The 17,058-nt window shown below is 68.7% G+C and carries 14 protein-coding genes; 3 read left to right on the top strand and 11 right to left on the bottom strand.

Annotation, left to right across the window (positions count from 1 at the left end; translation table 11 throughout):
* The 10 genes from V6B97_RS09365 to dut form a co-directional block, all read right to left on the bottom strand.
* A complete protein-coding gene (locus V6B97_RS09365) occupies positions 1-1,368 on the bottom strand; it encodes a murein hydrolase activator EnvC family protein (RefSeq protein ID WP_333506239.1) in 1,368 nt (455 codons plus the stop codon).
* A 3-nt stretch (positions 1,369-1,371) separates the two neighbouring features.
* Complete coding sequence (locus tag V6B97_RS09360; RefSeq protein WP_333506238.1) at positions 1,372-2,043, bottom strand: endonuclease III domain-containing protein; 672 nt, start codon at positions 2,041-2,043, stop codon at positions 1,372-1,374.
* 347 nt (positions 2,044-2,390) lie between these two features.
* The gene (locus V6B97_RS09355) at positions 2,391-3,251 is read right to left on the bottom strand and encodes a 50S ribosomal protein L11 methyltransferase (RefSeq protein WP_333506237.1); all 861 of its coding nucleotides are present in this window, start codon (positions 3,249-3,251) and stop codon (positions 2,391-2,393) included.
* Positions 3,252-3,255: 4 nt separating this feature from the next.
* Positions 3,256-3,945, bottom strand: a complete 690-nt coding sequence (locus tag V6B97_RS09350; RefSeq protein WP_333506236.1) for an amino acid ABC transporter permease — start codon at positions 3,943-3,945, stop codon at positions 3,256-3,258.
* A gap of 117 nt (positions 3,946-4,062) precedes the next feature.
* On the bottom strand, positions 4,063-4,764 hold the full coding sequence (locus V6B97_RS09345; RefSeq protein ID WP_333506235.1) for an amino acid ABC transporter permease: 702 nt from the start codon (positions 4,762-4,764) through the stop codon (positions 4,063-4,065).
* A 66-nt stretch (positions 4,765-4,830) separates the two neighbouring features.
* Positions 4,831-5,646, bottom strand: coding sequence for an ABC transporter substrate-binding protein (locus V6B97_RS09340; protein ID WP_333506234.1), 816 nt, complete (start codon positions 5,644-5,646; stop codon positions 4,831-4,833).
* 290 nt (positions 5,647-5,936) lie between these two features.
* Entirely contained in the window at positions 5,937-6,665 is a 729-nt protein-coding gene (locus tag V6B97_RS09335; protein WP_333506233.1) for an amino acid ABC transporter ATP-binding protein, read from the bottom strand.
* 611 nt (positions 6,666-7,276) lie between these two features.
* Positions 7,277-7,654 (bottom strand): hypothetical protein, encoded by a 378-nt coding sequence (locus V6B97_RS09330; RefSeq protein WP_333506232.1) that lies wholly within the window; start codon positions 7,652-7,654, stop codon positions 7,277-7,279.
* A 281-nt stretch (positions 7,655-7,935) separates the two neighbouring features.
* Entirely contained in the window at positions 7,936-9,144 is a 1,209-nt protein-coding gene (locus tag V6B97_RS09325) for an aspartate aminotransferase family protein (RefSeq protein WP_333506231.1), read from the bottom strand.
* A gap of 107 nt (positions 9,145-9,251) precedes the next feature.
* Entirely contained in the window at positions 9,252-9,749 is a 498-nt protein-coding gene (dut, locus tag V6B97_RS09320; protein WP_333506259.1) for a dUTP diphosphatase, read from the bottom strand.
* 169 nt (positions 9,750-9,918) lie between these two features.
* Here dut and glgP point away from each other — a divergent pair, with 169 nt between their 5' ends.
* The 3 genes from glgP to trmFO all read left to right on the top strand — a co-directional run bounded on the left by glgP (position 9,919) and on the right by trmFO (position 15,083).
* Positions 9,919-12,489 carry an alpha-glucan family phosphorylase gene (glgP, locus tag V6B97_RS09315; RefSeq protein ID WP_333506230.1) on the top strand — a complete coding sequence of 857 codons (2,571 nt, stop codon included), beginning with the start codon at positions 9,919-9,921 and terminating at the stop codon, positions 12,487-12,489.
* A 10-nt stretch (positions 12,490-12,499) separates the two neighbouring features.
* Positions 12,500-13,519 carry a substrate-binding periplasmic protein gene (locus V6B97_RS09310; protein WP_333506229.1) on the top strand — a complete coding sequence of 340 codons (1,020 nt, stop codon included), beginning with the start codon at positions 12,500-12,502 and terminating at the stop codon, positions 13,517-13,519.
* A 223-nt stretch (positions 13,520-13,742) separates the two neighbouring features.
* Positions 13,743-15,083 (top strand): methylenetetrahydrofolate--tRNA-(uracil(54)-C(5))-methyltransferase (FADH(2)-oxidizing) TrmFO, encoded by a 1,341-nt coding sequence (gene trmFO, locus V6B97_RS09305; RefSeq protein ID WP_333506228.1) that lies wholly within the window; start codon positions 13,743-13,745, stop codon positions 15,081-15,083.
* 204 nt (positions 15,084-15,287) lie between these two features.
* On the opposite strand, the gene V6B97_RS09300 is transcribed toward trmFO, so the two are convergent.
* Complete coding sequence (locus tag V6B97_RS09300; protein ID WP_333506227.1) at positions 15,288-16,997, bottom strand: glycosyltransferase family 2 protein; 1,710 nt, start codon at positions 16,995-16,997, stop codon at positions 15,288-15,290.
* Positions 16,998-17,058: the final 61 nt, after the last annotated feature.

The following is a 17,058-nucleotide window of genomic DNA, read 5'->3' as shown; positions in this document are numbered from 1 at the left end:
CTAATTTGCTGAAAGGAGCCACGCATCAGGGTTAATGGCTTTTTGGTGAAAACGCAATTCGAAATAGACTCCGGGGCCATTGGCGTCCGGGTAGAATCCGGCGGTGCCCACCTGCTGGCCGCCGCCCACCTCCTGGCCCAGCCGCAACGGACTGTCGGCCAGGAAGGCGTACAACGTATAGTACGCCTGGCCGTGCATCAGGATGACGACGCGGCCGAATCCGCGCATGGTGTCGTTGTGCACCACGCGGCCATAGGCCACGGCGCGCACCGGCTCGCCCTGCCCCACCGAGATGCCCAGCCCGCGCACCGGCGGCTTGGCAGCCGGCGCGTAGCGGCGCACCACCCTGCCCTTGGCGGGCCACGGCAGGCGGCCCTTCTGCTTCTCTATGTCGCCGCGCGACAGGGCCTGCTCCAGCCGGGCGTTGAGGGTCTGGATCATCTCGAACAGGTCGGCCAGTTCCGCCTCGGCGTCCTCGCGCTGCTGGCGCACCGAGGACAACGACTGGCGGAAGCGCTGCTTGTCCGCCAGCAGCTTCGAGCGGTCGGCCCCCAGGGCCTCCACCTGCTTGCGCACCTGTTCGGAGAGGGCCTCGCGCCGGGTCAGGGCTTCGGCCATGGCCGTTTCCTGACCGTGCAGTTCCTGCTGGCGCTCCCCGATGACCTTGTAGATTTCCTGCGTCCAGACGTAGTCGCGCTCTGCCATGCGCCAGTCGGTCAGGTCGCGCGCGCCCACCCCCTTCTGGCGCATGTACAGCGGCCAGAGCAGTTGCAGCAGCCCGGCAAGGGATGCTTCCGTGCGGGACCGCTCGGCGGCAAGCCGCTCGCAGGCGGCGCGCACGTCGGTGGCGGCAGCCTCCAGTTGGGCCAGTTCCTGTTCCTGGCGGGCCACCTTGGCCTCCAGCGCGGTGATGCGGTCCTCGGCCATGGCCAGGTCGGTGTTCAGGGCGCGCTCCTGCACCGAAAGCCTGGTGATGCTCTCCTGCCGGGCGCGCAGCCGGGCCTGCTGGGCCTGCAACGCCTTGCGGATGTCCTCTTCCGTGGTCAGCTGGCCCACGGGCGCGGCCTTGCCGCGCGCCTGCTGCCGTTGCGGGGGGCGTTTGCCGCCCGCGCCGTCATCCGCATCGCTTGGGCCGGGCTTGAGCGGACCCGCCTTGCCGATGGAGCCGGAGGTGGCGGCCATGGAAGATTCCGGCCACGCGGCCAGCCATCCGGCCAGCGTGAGGGCCAGCGTGAGGGCCAGCGTCAGGACCAGCGTGAGGGCCAGGCACAGCAGGCGGCACAGCGCCGCGCGTGCGGGACCGGCGCGGCGCATGCCCACAGTGGGGGCGAGGCCGGAACCCCACGACGGAAACCGCACCGGCCGCATGGCTCAGGCCACCCTGCCGTCGAGGAAGGAGCACAGGGGGCAGTCGGCGCAGCGCGGCGCGCGGGCGCGGCACCAGTCCTTGGCCACCCGCACGATGAGGGCGTGGTATTCGTTGTACAGGGGCACGTCCGGTTCCAGCACGTCCATGAACACGTCGCGCAGTTCGTGGTAGGGGATGTCGTCCGGCACCATGGCGTGGCGGTGCAGGATGCGCCGAGTGTAGGCGTCCACCACGAAGGTGGGCAGGCCCACGGCATACAGCAGCACGGAATCCGCAGTTTCCGGCCCGATGCCCGACACCTTGAGCAGCCGGGGGCGCAGGTCGTGCAACTCCTGCCGGGCCAGCGCGCCGAAGTCGAAGCCGCAGGCATCGTCCAGGAAACGCAGCAGGTTGCGCAGGCGCACCGCCTTCAGCCGGAAGAACCCCGCCGGGCGGATCAGTTCGGACAGTTCCCCCTCGGGCAGGGCCAGCAAGGTCTGGCCGTCGGCCAGCGCGCCCGCTTCCCGCAGCCGGTGGATGGCCTTTTCCACGTTGGTCCACGCGGTGTTCTGGGTCAGCACCGCGCCCACGCAGATTTCCAGCGGCGTCTCGCCCGGCCACCAGCCGCTGGCGCCCAGCCGGGCGTGCATGGCCGCGTACATCTCGCGCAACAGGCGTTCCCGTTTCCCTCGCATAGGCCGACACCCTAGCGTCATCCCGCATGCGCCGCAACCGGCGGCGCAGCACGGGGCGGTGCTACCAAGGCTGCACGTTTTTTTCAGCCTCCGGCGTGCAGGGGGCCATGCCCCCTGCACCCCCTTTCAAAAGAAGACATACTTTTTTTCCAACGAAAACACCGCCTCGCTCATTGAGCAACGCGGCGTTGACAGACAGCCCCAATTAAAAAGTTTTGGGGGGAGGGGTCCGGGGAGGGAGACCTTTTTACGCTCTGCGGTCGCCATCCGTAAGATTCGCGCTTCGCGCTCATCTAACGGCTGCCGCAAAAGGTCCCCTCCCCGGTATTCTCTCTTAAAAAGTTCCCCTATTCCCAGATCAGCGCGGCCCATTCGCCTTCCACGCGGCGGCGTGCGGGGGGCATGCCGAGGCTGGTGTAAGCGGCTTCCACGCCATCGGCCTGCACGGCGAGCAGGCCGGAGAGCACGAGGCACCCGCCGGGGGCCAGCAGGGCGAGGATGTCGGGGGCGAGGTCTTTCAGGGGCTGGGCGAGGATGTTGGCGAGCACCACGTCGTAGCGTTCGCCTGTGGCGGCCTCGGTGCTGCCGAGGCGCACGTCGATGGCGGGGGCCACGGCGTTGATGACGCGGTTCTCCTCGGCGTTCTCCACGGCCAGCATGTCGATGTCGGCGGCAACGCCGGTCAGGCCCAGCTTGGCGCAGCCGATGGCGAGGATGCCGGAGCCGGTGCCCAGGTCCAGAAAGCGCAGGCCCGGCCGCACCCGGCCGGAGGCGGCAAGCTCGGAGACGGTTCCGAGGCACAGGGCGGTGGTGGGATGGTGGCCGGTGCCGAAGGCGGTCTTGGGCTCGATGACGATGGGGATGCGGTCGTGCAGGTCCACGGTGTCCACCATCCACGGGGCGATGACCATGAAGTGCGACCCGCACTCCACGGGCGTGAAGAAGTCGCGCCAGGCCAGGGTCCAGTCGGTGTCGGGCACGGAATCGCGGGTCACCTCGGCGCGCGGCAGCCCGGCGTGCAGGGTGGCCAGAAGCTGCTCGCAAAAGGCGGGGTTGTCGGTGTGCACGCGCAGGCGCACGGAGCCGTCGGGCAGGCTTTCCTCTTCCCAGCCGAAGGGCACGGCAAGGGCCAGCACGCCGTCGGCGGTTTCGAGGTCTTCGGGACAGTCGGCGGGAATGACGATGCTGATGCGAATGAGGTCGGACACGGGGCTACCTTGCCTGGTACCGGGCCATCTGCCGCTCCAGCCGGCGGCTGGCTGCGGTCAGGGTCCAGCAGACGATGAAGTACAGCACGGCGATGGTGAAGAAGAGTTCGGCCGGAGCGGTCAGCTCGCGGTTGTTGATCTGGGTGGCCGTGCGGGTGAGTTCGGAAACGCCGATGATGTAGGCGAGCGAGGTGTCCTTGGTCAAGCTGACGAACTGGTTGACGAACGAGGGGATCATGTTGCGCAGGGCCTGCGGCAGGATGACGTGGACCATGGCCTGGGTCTTGGAAAGCCCGGTGCCGCGCGCGGCCTCCATCTGGCCGTACGGCAGGGCCAGCACCCCGGCCCGCACGATCTCGGCGATGTAGGCGCCGGTGAACACGATGAAGGCGACGAGGGCGCTCTCCGCCTCTGGCAGGGTATGGCCGAGCACGATGGGCGCGAGGAAGTAGAACCAGAAGATCAGCATCAGCAGCGGAATGCCGCGGATGACCTCGACGTAGATGACGGCGGGCAGGCGCAGCCACCAGCGCTCGGACAGGCGCAGCAGGCCGAAGCCGAGGCCCAGCCAGAACGCCCCGAAGATGCCGCCGATGGCCAGCACCACGCTCATGGCAAGGCCGCCCAGCGGCCCTTGCGGCCACGAGCCCACGAGGAGGTAATCGAAATTTCTCCAGACGACGTCCCACTGCACGCCGGTTGCTCCTTGCGACTGATTCTGAAACCGTGGCGGCGCCTGCGGCCCGGCGGTGTCCGGGGGTACGCGCCGCCGCGCGAAAAAGACCGGGCCGCCGTGGCGGCGCGGGATGCGTCAGTACTTGATGGTCCGCAGGAAGTACTTGTTGTACTGGGTGATGCTGAACGACACCGCCAGCGAGATGACGAGGTAGATCAGCGTGCTGACCGTGAACGCCTCGAACCCGTGGAAGGTGTACGATTCGATCTGGCGGGCCATGTAGGTAAGCTCCATGACCCCGATGGTCATGCACAGCGACGAGTTCTTGAACAGGTTGAGCGCCTGCGAGATCAGCGGCGGCACGATGATGCGGAAAGCCTGCGGCAGGACCACGTAGCGCATGGCCTGCAGGAAGGTGAGGCCGCAGGCGCGCGAGGCTTCCAGTTGCGTGCGCGGAATGGAGAAGATGCCCGAGCGGATCTCTTCGGCGATGAACGCGGCGGTGTACACCGCAAGGGCGATGACCCCGGCCGCGAATTCGAAATTCTGCTTGTACAGCCACTGGTTGACGGCGGCGGGCAGCACCGCGTCGGACCCGAAGTACCAGAAGAAGATCTGGACCAGCAGCGGCGTGTTGCGGAAGAACTCGGTGAACCCGGCGCTGAACCACACCAGCGGGCGCACCCCGGAAAGGCGCATCACCGCGATGAGCGTGCCGAGCGCCATGGCGAGCACCAGCGAGATGGCGGAAATCTGGCAGGTGACCACGACGCCGTCGATGATCCACTGCAAGTATTCGCCGGAGAGGACGAGTTTCCAGTCGAAGTTGTACTGCAAGACGTTATCCGCGTGAAAACGGGGGGCGCGGCGATGGTGCCGCGTCCCCCGTCGGGTTGGTGCGTGCTAGTAGGGCCAGGTTTCCATCGTCCAGGTGAGCGGCAGGTAGTACTTGGTGTCCTTGCCGAACCACTTGTCGTAGATCTTCGTGTAGTCGCCGGTGTTCCACAGGTCCACCAGGGTGCGGTTGACGAGATCGCGGAACTTGGAGTCGTTTTCGGCAAGGCCCAGGCCGTAGGGCTCGGCGGCGATGTAGTCGCCCACGATTTCCCACTTCTCGGGCTCGGGGTCGGAGTTGCGCAGGCCGAGCAGGATGGTGGAGTCGGTGGTGACGGCTTCGGCCTTGCCCTGCTTCAGGGCCAGGAACGCCTGCGGGTACTCGTCGAAGGAGATCACGGTGGCGTCGGGCTGGGCGGCCTTGATGTTCTTTTCAGAGGTGGAGCCCTTGGCGGTGGCGACCTTCTTGCCCTTGAGGTCGGCCGCGCTCTTCACGCCGCCGCCCTTCTTCACCAGCAGCTTCTGGCCGTCCATGAAGTAGGTGATGGAGAAGTCGATGACGTCGTCACGCTCGAACTTGTGGGTCATGGTGGCGGCCACCATGTCCACGGAGCCCTGGGTCAGCATGGGGATGCGGGTGGCGCTGGTGACGGTCTTCAGTTCCAGCTTCACGCCCAGTTTGTCGGCGACGGCCTTGCAGATGTCGATGTCGAAGCCGACGACCTGCTTGGTCTGCTCGTCGATGAACCCGAAGGGCACGGTGGAGTCCTTGACGCCGCAGACGAGCGCTCCGCGGGCCTTGATGTCCTCGATCTTGCCCGCGTGGGCGATGGTGCCGGAAAGCACCACGCACAGGGCCACGGCCAGTAGCACAAGACGCTTCATGAGAGTTCTCCCTGCTGATGCGGTTCGGGGGGCCGCAGGCCCCCGGGATGGGCGTTCGTCCGTCGTCCGAACCCGGCGTGCCGCATGCGCGGCTGTCGGGGGTGTCGCGTGTCGTGCCCGAGGCGCGTTGCGCCGCCCGGCTGAAGAGCCTCGGCGCTATGAGGATTTTTGTTCTCTGCCAAGGAAGCAGTGGCTTTTTATGGAGGAAGTATACTCTTCTGGTATTCGACCGAAATAAAAAGCCATGCTGACGCTGGCAGAGGACAAAAGGACCATAGCGCCAACAGGTGCTACAAAATTTCCCGCAAAAACGCCTGGGTGCGCTCGTGCCGGGGACTGGAGAAGAAGACGTCCGGCGGGGCCTCTTCGATCACCTTGCCCCCGTCCATGAAGACGACCCTGTCCGCCACCTCGCGCGCGAAGCCCATTTCGTGGGTCACGCAGAGCATGGTCATGCCCGCGCGGGCCAGGTCCTTCATGGCGTTGAGCACTTCGTTGATCATTTCGGGGTCGAGCGCGCTGGTGGGCTCGTCGAACAGCATGACCTTGGGCTGCATGGCCAGGGCGCGGGCGATGGCCACGCGCTGCTGCTGGCCGCCGGAAAGTTCCACGGGATACTTGCGGGCCTGGTCGTGGATGCCCACGCGCTCCAGCAGTTCCATGGCGATGGATTCCGCCTTGGCCTTCTGCATCTTGCGCACCTTGGTGGGGGCCAGGGTCACGTTGTGCAGCACGGAAAGATGCGGGTACAGGTTGAACTGCTGGAAGACGATGCCCACCTCGGTGCGCAGTTCGTTCACGTCCACGCTCTTGTCGTGGATGCTCTTGCCTTCGAGCAGGATCTGCCCCTTCTGGATGGGTTCCAGCCGGTTCAGACACCGGATGAAGGAGCTCTTGCCGGAGCCGGAGGGGCCACAGATGACCAGCACCTCGCCCTTCTCCACCTTCTGGGTGATGCCCTTAAGCACGTGGAACTCGCCGTACCACTTGTGCACGTCGTGGAATTCGATCATCGCCATGCGCGGCCGTCCGTATCCTGTACCGGCGATGGCGCGGGCCGCCGCCGTCTTTTTACCAGATTGTCGAAGATGCGCCCCGCGCCGCGGGGCGATGCACCGCCAGGGGGCGACCCCGGACGGTGCGGCGGGCACCCGTGCGCGATGCGGCCGCGCACGGGCGGACGGTGACCGTCCGCCACCACTGGCCGCTGCACCGCGAAAGCCGTACTGCCGACACGGGGAAAGCCCCCACGTCGGCCGCAGGAAGTGCCACACGTTTCTACAGGCGTGTTGCGGTGTTGTAGCGGACGGTTTGAAGCGCTGTCAAGCGAAATCATTAACAAAAACGTAAACAGCCAATACCGGCGGGGGATTGCGGGAACATTCCTCCATTCCACGTCCGGGGTGTCCGCCTGCCCGGGCCGGACGGCCCCGCGACGGTCCGAATCCCTTGCCACGGGCGGAAAACGTGAAACGGCGCCCGCCCCGTACGGGCGGACGCCATGAACATCTCCGGCAGCGGCGGCTTGGCTTGGCCTGATGAGCGGGCCCCGGTCAGGACACCCTGACAGGACACCCTGACAGGACACCCAAACAGGCCACCCGGTCAGGCCGCCCGGCCAGCCCCGCGATCACGCATAGACGTCCACCAGGGCGCCCGCGCCCGAATAGGCCGGACCCAGCACCGACTTCTGGAAATCGTAATCGGCGCTCATGGAGCCGGACCAGCCCGTGGAGCGGGCAGAACCCGATCCGCCCGTGCTCCCGAGCCCCGGGGAATTCATGTAGTCCAGGGTCTTGCTTACCACGGCCGCGCCAAAGGTCTGCTTGTCCCAAGGGGCCGCCTGGACCGCCTGGCCCGCCTGGACCGCTTGGACCGGTTGGACCGGTTGGACTGGCGACGACGCCACGCCGTTCATGTAGTCCAGCGTCTTGCCCACCACCGCCGCGCCGAAGGTCTGGCTGTCCCATCCCCCGGAACTGGTTGACGATACACTGAAGTCGCTCATACCCCTCCCCTCCTTCGCGCGGGCCGGGCATCCGTGCCGTGCGGCGGGCGCGCCATGCATGCGCCGCGCGGCCACGTCCCGCCGCGCGGTTTTCCCATGTTCACGGTATACAGTAGGTCGGGCAACCGGGTCACGCCATTATTTTGCCGCGCCGGGCATGGCGGACGGCGCCGCCGCACGCAAAACGCCCCGCCGGGCGGTCCCGGGGACCACCTGGGGACCAGCCGACGGGGCACCGTGCATGCATGGAACGCGGGGCGTGCCCCTCTCGCGCGGGCGCGTTACGCGGGCCTGTGCGCGGACAGGATGTCCTCCAGCGCGTCGGCGAAGGCGTCGAGGTCGGCGCGGGGAATGGTCAGCGCGGGCAGAAGGCGCAGCACGCAATCCTGGGTCAGGTTGCAGATGAAGCCCCGGTCGATGAGCGCCTGCCACACGTCCTTGCCGGGGAAGGCCAGCACCACGCCGATCATCAGGCCAAGGCCCCGCACGTGGTCGATGGTGCCGGGCAGCTTTTCGCCCATGGCCCGGAAGCGGTCCATGATCCGCGCGCCCTCGGCGGCGGCCCGCCCGGCCAGATCGTCGCGCAGCATGATCTCCACGGTCTTCGAGGCAACGGCGGAAACCAGCGCCCCCGCCCCGAAGGTGGTGGCATGGCTACCCGCCACGAAGCCCCTGGCCACCTCGTCGGTGGTCATCATGGCGCCCATGGGCAGGCCATTGGCCAGGGCCTTGGCGCAGCTGACGATGTCCGGTTCCAGGCCGTAGTTCTGGAAGGACCAGAACCGCCCGGTGCGGCACATGCCCGCCTGGATCTCGTCGGTCATGAACAGCACGCCCTTCTCGCGGCACAGGGCCTGCACGGCGTGGGCGTAGTCGGAGTCCAGCGGACACACGCCGCCCTCGCCCTGCACCACTTCCACCAGCACCCCGGCGGTCTGCGGGCCCACGGCAGCGCGCAGGGCCTCGATGTCGCCCACGGGCACCTGCCGGAACCCCTCCGGCATGGGGAAAAAGCCGTCCTGGAACCTGGCCTGCCCGGTGGCGGCCACCGTGGCCAGGGTGCGCCCGTGAAAGGCGCCGGTCAGGGTGATGATCTCGTAGGCCTCGCGCCCCTGCACGCGCTGCATGTAGCGCCGGGCCAGCTTGATGGCCGCCTCGTTGGCTTCCGCCCCGGAGTTGCAGAAGAACGCCTTGGCGCAATGGCTGGTGGACAGCAGCCTTTCCGCCAGGTCCAGCTGTTCTTCCTGATAGAACAGGTTGCTGACGTGCACCAGCTTGCGCGCCTGGGCGGCGGCCACCTCGGCCAGTTCCTCGTGGCAGTGGCCCAGCGAGGTCACGGCGATGCCGGACAGAAGGTCCACGTATTCGCGGCCGTCAACGTCCCACAGGCGCGAACCCTGTCCCCGCGCAACGGAAATGGGGTACCGGCCGTAGGTGCGGCACAACAGGGATTCCTCGCGCGCTTTCAGCGCTTCGAACCGTTCGCTCATGGCGTGTCTCCGGAGAATTGATGGAAGTATTCGGATGCGGCGGGGGTACGGGCGGACGAGAAATCCGTGCCGTGCACCCGGGGGCTGCTCCTGACCGGCAACAGTCCCTAGAGGGTGCCGGTATGGCCAAAGCCACCCGCGCCGCGCGCCGTCTCGCCAAGGGCGTCAGCCTCTTCGACGAGGGCGTGGAAATACGGCTGGAACACTAGCTGCGCGATGCGCTCGCCACGGCGAATTCGTCGCTCCTCGCCCGAGGTGTTCAGCAGCGAGACCACGATCTCGCCGCGATAGTCGGGGTCGATGACGCCGACGCCCTGGCTGACGGTAAGCCCCATGCGCGTCCCAAGCCCGCTGCGCGAGTACACGAACCCCGCCGCGCCGGGCGACAACGGCTCCACGGCCACCCCGGCGGGGATGGCCAGCCGCGCCCCTGCGGGCAGGACCGCCTCTTCCGCGTCCATGCAGGCGCGCAGGTCCATGCCCGCCGAATGCGGCGTGGCCGGGGCGAGGCCGCCGGGGCCGTCGCCACCCCCATCGGGGGCGTACAGCGCGCGCGCGTCGCGCAGGTAGCGCACCCGCACGCGCAACGTCGGCGCACCCTCCATAACGCTGCTTGCACTTGTCACGAAAAAGCTCCTGTGAAAGAATACCATAACTCCACAGACCCGCCGGACCGCCAACGCAAGGAGGGGGGCCGCCGGACCGTCTGTTCCTATGCCACTCTCGCAGGCAAGTCAAAAGCACGCCGACGCCGCACCGCCGGAGGTACGCAGCATGCAGCCGCTCAAGGTCTTCAGTGTCATCCCCAAACTTCCCGAAGGGCTCGAAGGGCTGTGGGAACTGGCCTACAACCTCTGGTTCTCGTGGAACAGCGACATCGAGTCCATCTTCTCGCAGATGGACCAGCGCCTGTGGCAGGAAAGCTACCGCAACCCGGTATGGTTCCTGAACCACGTCCCCCAGCGCACCCTGGAGGAACTTTCGCGCGACACGTTCTTCAAGGACCGGCTGTCCGACGCCGTGGCGCAGTTGCGCCAGTACGTGGGCAGGCCGTCGCCCCACAAGTTCGAGCAGGCGCCCCCCGGCACGCCCGCCGTGGCGTACTTCAGCCTGGAATTCGGCCTGGCCCTGTGCCTGCCCATCTATTCCGGCGGCCTCGGCATCCTGGCCGGCGACCATCTGAAGTCGGCCAGCGACCTCAACGTGCCGCTGGTGGGCATCGGCATCGCCTACCAGCAGGGCTATTTCCGCCAGTACATGACCCCCGACGGCTGGCAGCAGGAACGCTATCCCGTCTACGACTTCGAGCAGATGCCCATGCGCCCGGCCCTGACGCCCGACGGCCAGCCCGCCGTGGTGCGCGTGGACGTGGGCAACAGGCCGCTTACCGCGCGCATCTGGCAGGTGGCCGTGGGCCGGGTGACCCTGTACCTGCTGGACACCAACCTGCCGGAGAACCCGCCCGACTTCCGCCAGATCACCGAACGCCTGTACGGCGGCAACATCGAGATGCGCCTGTGGCAGGAAATCCTGCTGGGCATCGGCGGCGTCAAGGCGCTGAAGGTGCTGGGCATCGACCCCAAGGTCATCCACATGAACGAGGGGCATTCGGCCTTCGCGGGGCTGGAGCGGGTGCGGCTGTACATGAAGGAACAGGGGCTGTCGTTCGAGGCCGCCACCGAGGTGGCCGCCTCCGGCTCCATCTTCACCACGCACACCCCGGTGCCCGCGGGCAACGACCGCTTCGCCCCGGACCTGATGTACCGCTACTTCGAACCCTACGCCCGCGACATGGGCTTGGCCTTCAAGGTGTTCATGGCCCTGGGCCGCGAGGCCCCGCACGACGACGCCGAACCCTTCTGCATGACCGTGCTGGCCCTGCGCCTGTCGCGCGCCAACAACGGCGTGTCCACGCTGCACGGCCGCGTCTCGCGCAACATGTGGAAGCAGGTGTGGCACCAGTTCCCGGTGGAGGACGTGCCCATCGGCGCGCTGACCAACGGGGTGCACGCGCCCACCTGGGTGGCCCAGGACATCGGCATGCTGTACGACCGCTACCTGGGCTCCAACTGGCGCGAGGACCCGGACTGCGCCCGCGCCTGGAGCCAGGTGGACACCATTTCCGACGCCGAGTTCTGGCGCACCCACGAACGGCTGCGCGCCCGGCTGGTGGACTTCGTGCGCGAACGGCTGCGCCGCCAGCTGGCCGCACAGGGCGCGCGGCGGCAAGACATCCAGATGGCCGAGGAAATGCTGAACCCCGAAGCCCTGACCATCGGCTTTGCCCGGCGCTTCGCCACCTACAAGCGCGCCAACCTGCTGTTGCAGGACCGCGAACGGCTGGAACGCATCCTGGGCGACCGCGAGCGGCCGGTGCAGTTCATCATCGCGGGCAAGGCCCACCCGCAGGACCAGGGCGGCAAGCAGCTGATCAAGGACCTGATCGCCTTCAGCCGTTCGCAGGGCGCCAACATGAGCGTGGTCTTTCTCGAGGACTACGACATGGAGGTGGCCTCGTACCTGGTTTCCGGCTGCGACGTGTGGCTGAACAACCCCCGCCGCCCGCTGGAGGCCTGCGGCACCAGCGGCATGAAGGCCATGCTCAACGGCGTGGTGCAGTTCTCCACGCTGGACGGCTGGTGGGACGAGGCCTACCGCCCGGACAACAGCCTGGGCTGGGCCATCGGCAAGGGCGAGGAATACGACGACCCGGACTACCAGGACTTCGTGGAGATGCAGACCCTCTACAACATCCTGGAAAACGACATCATCCCCGAATTCTACGACCGCGGCCGGGGCGGCCTGCCCCGCTCGTGGATCCGCCGCATGAAGGCCGCCCTGAAGGAACTGGCCCCCCGCTACAACTCGCACCGCATGGTCCTGGACTACCTGGGCACGGCCTATTCCCCGGCCCACGGCTACTACATGCGCCTCGCGCGCGACGGCTTCGTCCCGGCGCGCGAACTTTCCGAGTGGCGCATGGAGATGATGACCAAGTGGAGCGCGGTGCAGATCCGCAACGTGCGCAGCCGGGTGGAGAACACCCTGCACGTGGGCGATTCGCTGCGGGTGGAGGCGGAACTGTACCTCGACGACATCGCGGCCGAGCACGTGCTCGTCCAGTTGTACGCCGGGCCGCTGGGGCAGGACGGCTCCTTCTCGCAGCGCCAGCTGACCGTCATGACCCCCGAGGGCGAACGGCGCGACGGCTGGCAGCTGTTCAGCGGCAGCACCCGTCCGGCGGAGGCCGGGCGCTTCGGCTTCACCGTGCGGGCCGCCCCGGTGCACCCGCTGCTGGCCGACCCGCACTCGCTGGGCCTGATCCGCTGGGCCTCGCCCGCGTAGAGGGACCGGCATGACACGCCCGCGCCCGTGGCGCCCCGCCGGCATCCGCCACCGGATGTCGGCGGCGGCGCTGACGCATCTGCGCCACGCGGTGCTGCTGGCCGCGCTGTGCGCGCTGACGGGGCTGGCCGCACCGGGGCTCCCGCCCCCGGCCCTGGCCCAACCGGACCAGTTCCAGCCGGACCAGCCGCTGCCTGACCAGGCGCAACCGGAACAGGCGCCGTCCGGTTCCGGCAGCCCCGCCGGGCCCGCCGCGCTTTCCCCCGCGCATCGTGGCGACCCCGGTCCCGCTGTTTCACCGGCCCACCCGCGCAAGGCCCCGGCGGGCGAACCCGTCCTGGTCATCGCCACCTGCGACTGGCCGCCCTACGCGGAGCGCCATCTGCCGCACGGCGGATACGTGGTGCAGATCATCCGCGCCGCGCTGGCCTCCGCCGGGCTGGAGGCGCGCTTCGAATTCATGCCCTGGGCCAGGGGCATGGCACTGCTGCGCGAAGGTCAGGTGGCCGCCGTGGCCCCCGCCTACAAGACCACCGGGCGGGAAAGCGAGTGCGACCTTTCCGCGCCGTTTCCCGGCGGCCCGCTGGCGCTGTTCGCGCTGGCGGGCAACGCGCGGCGCTGGACCGACCTGCGCGACCTGGCCGACCTGCGCATCGGCGTGGTGCGCGGGTATGCCCACACCGACGCCTTCGACGAGGCGCCGTTCCTGACCAAGGAAGCCGCCAACGACGAAACGGCCAACCTGCGCAAGCTGATGGCCGGGCGCATCGACGCCATGGCCGCCGACCGCAACGTGGTGCACTACCGGCTGCGGCGCGACCTTTCCGGAGACCCGGCCACACTGGCCGAGTTCGATCCCGTCCTTGGCGAGCGCGACCTGTACGTGTGCTTTTCGCGCACGCGGCCGGGCCACGCCGCCCTGCGCGCGGCCTTCGACAAGGGGCTGGCCACCGTACGCGCCGCCGGGCTGGTGGACGAACTGTACCGCGAAATGCGCCTCCTGACCGGGGAACAGCCCGCCGGGCAGTGACGCGCGACGGGCATCTTTCCGCCACCGACCGGCCACGACGGCACATCCCCCCGTCCGCCCCCCGTTCGCCCCCCATCCGCACAATCCGCACAGTCCGGTCCCCCGGTGCCCGGTCCCCGCTTGCCTGCCGGGCGGAAATGCCCTACCTCACCCGCAGGCCGGGTGCGCCCGCCGCGCCGCAGGCCGTTTCCATCCCATCCGCCCAGCCGTTCCGGAGGACATCTTGACCGCTCTCGTCACCGCCGCCATCGCCGGGGGGGGCCTTGCAGGCTGCGAATGCGCCCGCAGGCTCGCCCGCGCCGGGGTTGCCGTCACCCTGTACGAAATGAAGCCCCTGGTCTGGTCACCGGCCCACACCAGCCCGGACCTTGCCGAACTGGTGTGCTCCAACTCGCTGCGCTCGGACGACATCGCCTCGGGCGTGGGGCTGCTGAAGCAGGAGATGCGCGAACTGGACAGCCTGGTCATGCAGGTGGCCGAGGCCACCCGCGTGCCGGCGGGCAAGGCCCTTGCGGTGGACCGCGAACTGTTCGCCCGGCGCATGACCGAGGCCATGGAGGCGGAACCGAACATCACCGTGGTGCGCCGCGAGATTCCCTCCATCCACGCGCCGGAACTGGCCGCCGCCGACGTGGCCGTGGTGGCGGCCGGGCCGCTGGCCAGCGCGCCGCTGGCCGCCTCGCTGGCGGCCGTGGTCGGGTCCGACCACCTGTACTTCTATGACGCCATCGCGCCCATCATCGCCGCCGAATCCATCGACACCTCCATCGCCTTCCGGGGCTCGCGCTACGACGAGGGCGAGGGCGACTACCTGAACTGCCCCATGAACCGCGAGGAATACGAAGCCTTTCACGCCGCCCTGCTGGCCGCCGAAAAGGCCCCCGCGCACGGGTTCGAGAAGGAACTTCACTTCGAGGGCTGCATGCCCATAGAAGCCCTGGCCGAGCGCGGCGAACGCACCCTGGTCTTCGGGCCGTTCAAGCCCGTGGGCTTCACCGACCCGCGCACCGGCCAGCGCCCCTACGCCATCGTGCAACTGCGGGCCGAAAACCTGAACCGCACCGCCTACAACCTGGTGGGCTGCCAGACCAAGCTCAAGTACGGCGAGCAGGAGCGCGTGTTCCGCATGATCCCCGGCCTGGCCAACGCCGAGTTCATCCGCCACGGGTCCATGCACCGCAACACCTACGTCAACGCGCCCCTCGTCCTCGCCGACGACCTGTCCCTGCGCCCCCACCGCCACGTGCACCTGGCCGGGCAGATCACCGGCGTGGAAGGCTACGTGGAATCCGCAGCCTGCGGCCTGTGGCTGGGCATGCTGCTGGCCGCCCGCGCCCTGGGCCGCCGTCTGCCCGCCCCGCCCACGGACACCGCCCTGGGCGCGCTGCTCCACCACCTGCACACCCCCGCCAAGAACTTCCAGCCCTCCAACGTCAACTTCGGCCTCATGCCCGAACTGACCCAGCGCGCCAAAAAACGCGACCGCAAGGCCCTGTACGCCGAACGCGCCCGCGTCAGCTTCGCCGCGTGGATGGAAAACGTGCCCCCACTGGAAAAAAGCTGAAGAGAATCGGGGAAGGGGGAGCTTTGCCTCAGCCGTTAGGCGAGCGCATAGCGCGAGTCTTACGGATGAGGTCCGCAACGCGAAAAGCTCCCCCTTCCCCGAACCCCAGCGTTGCTGTCGCCATCCGTAAGGTTCGCAGACTCGCCTACGGCTGCCGCAAAAGGTTTCCTCCCCCGCCCCGATTCTGCTTTCGTTCCTCTTTCCCTAAATCCCCCGTGCCTCCACATCCGCCAGCAGGGCGGCGTGGTCGTGCTGGCGCAGGGCATCGAAGTCGGGGCGGGCGTAGCGGTACTGGAGCTTGTACATGTTGGCCCAGGCATTGGAGAACTGGGCGGGGTCGGTCCAGGCGGAGCGGCCGGTGCGCTTCATGTGGCGCACGGCCAGATGGCCCTGGTAGACGGGCAGGTCGCCGCGCAGGCTGCGGCGCAGGTCGTGCTCCAGGTCGTCGTACTGGCTGGGCGCGTAGCGCAGGTCGAAGGCGCCCACGGCGTCGAACACGGCACGGCGGAACAGGTGGCAGCAGCCGGTGACGGACACGCACGGGCGCAGATAGGAAAACTGGCCGAAATCCAGTTCCTGCAAGTGCAGGTCGGACACGGAGAAACGGCGGCGGTAGCCGGGGGCGTTCTCGGGCGCGGCGGCCATATCGCCGCCGGGGTCCAGATGCAGGTCCACGGACTGGAGCAGCATGGGGACGGCGTGGTCCACCACGCGGCAGCCGTGCACGTTGGCGGCGGGATGGGCGGCCATGGACGCGCCGAACAGGCGCAGCCAGTCAGGCGGCACGGTGGCGTCGTCGTCCAGAAAGGCCACCCAGTCGCAGGCGCGGACCTCCGGCAGGGTCAGCAGCCAGTTGCGGGCGGGGGGCGCGCCGATGTTCAGCGGCAGGGTGACGGTGAGCAGCCGTTCGCCCAGACTCCCGCCGGGATGGTTGGGGGCGCGTTCCGCCCAGCGGGCCAGCACTTCGGGGGTGGCGTCGGTGCAGCCGTTGTCCAGCACCACCACGCGGGCGTCGCCAAGGTCCGAGGCGGCCACCGAGGCCAGGGCCTCGTCGATGCACTCGGCCTTGTTCCAGGTGTAGAACAGCACCGCGCCGCGTCCGGCGGGCAGATCGCCCGGCAGGTCGCGGCCGCGCGCCACGTCGTCCAGCCGCAACAGCAGGTTGACCTGCCAGGGACGGGCGTCGGCCGCCGCTCGCCACAGGGCCAGGGCGGCGTCGCAGTCGCCCGCGCGGTACAGGGATTCGGCGTGCCGGACCTTCCACGTGACCAGCGGCAGGGCCTTGCAGGCGGCCGCGTACAGGGCGGCGGCCCCGGCCATGTCCCCGCGCGCGAAGGCCACGTCGCCGCGCAGGGCCGCGACGACCGGCGCGGGCACGCCACCCCCGTCCCGCAGTCCGGAAGGCAACCCGGCCAGCCACGCGTCCAGCCACTGGTGACGGGCCTCGGTCATGCCCACCACCATGGCCTGCCGCAGCCAGAAGGTGTTGCCCGGCCGGGCGCGGCACTGGCGGTCCAGCAGGCGGCACGAGGCGTCGGCGTCGCGCTGCTGGAGCAGTCGGACGAGCTGGCGCACCTCGGCCTCGGGCGGGGGCGCGTCCAGAGCCGTCAACAGTTCCGCCACCCGGAACACCGGCGTGGGCAGGAACGGCCGGGCCTTGTGCAGCGCGGCCAACTGCCCGGCCGTGCGCCCGTCCAGCGGGTCGGCCTCCCATGCGGCGCACAGGGCGTCCGCCCCCAGGGCGAACAGGCTGGCGGGGCCATACGCGGAACCTTCCGGCGTGTTCATGGCCGCCAGGGCCATCTCGGCAATGCCGACGAGGTGCAGTTGCCCCACCCCGCCCTTGAGCAGGGCGGCGGCGAGGTCGCCGGGCAGATCACGCCAGCGGGGGCGGGCAAGGGCGGGAGAGGTCACGGTGGCTCCGGCGGGTTCAATTGACATTCCGGGCGTTACCGCCCACAGTGCCGCATCGGCC

Source organism: Nitratidesulfovibrio sp. 1201_IL3209, from assembly GCF_036763125.1.
Taxonomy (GTDB): Bacteria; Desulfobacterota; Desulfovibrionia; order Desulfovibrionales; family Desulfovibrionaceae; genus Cupidesulfovibrio.
The sequence above is the reverse complement of the archived record's forward strand: the minus strand, read 5'-3'. Positions and strand labels throughout refer to the sequence as shown.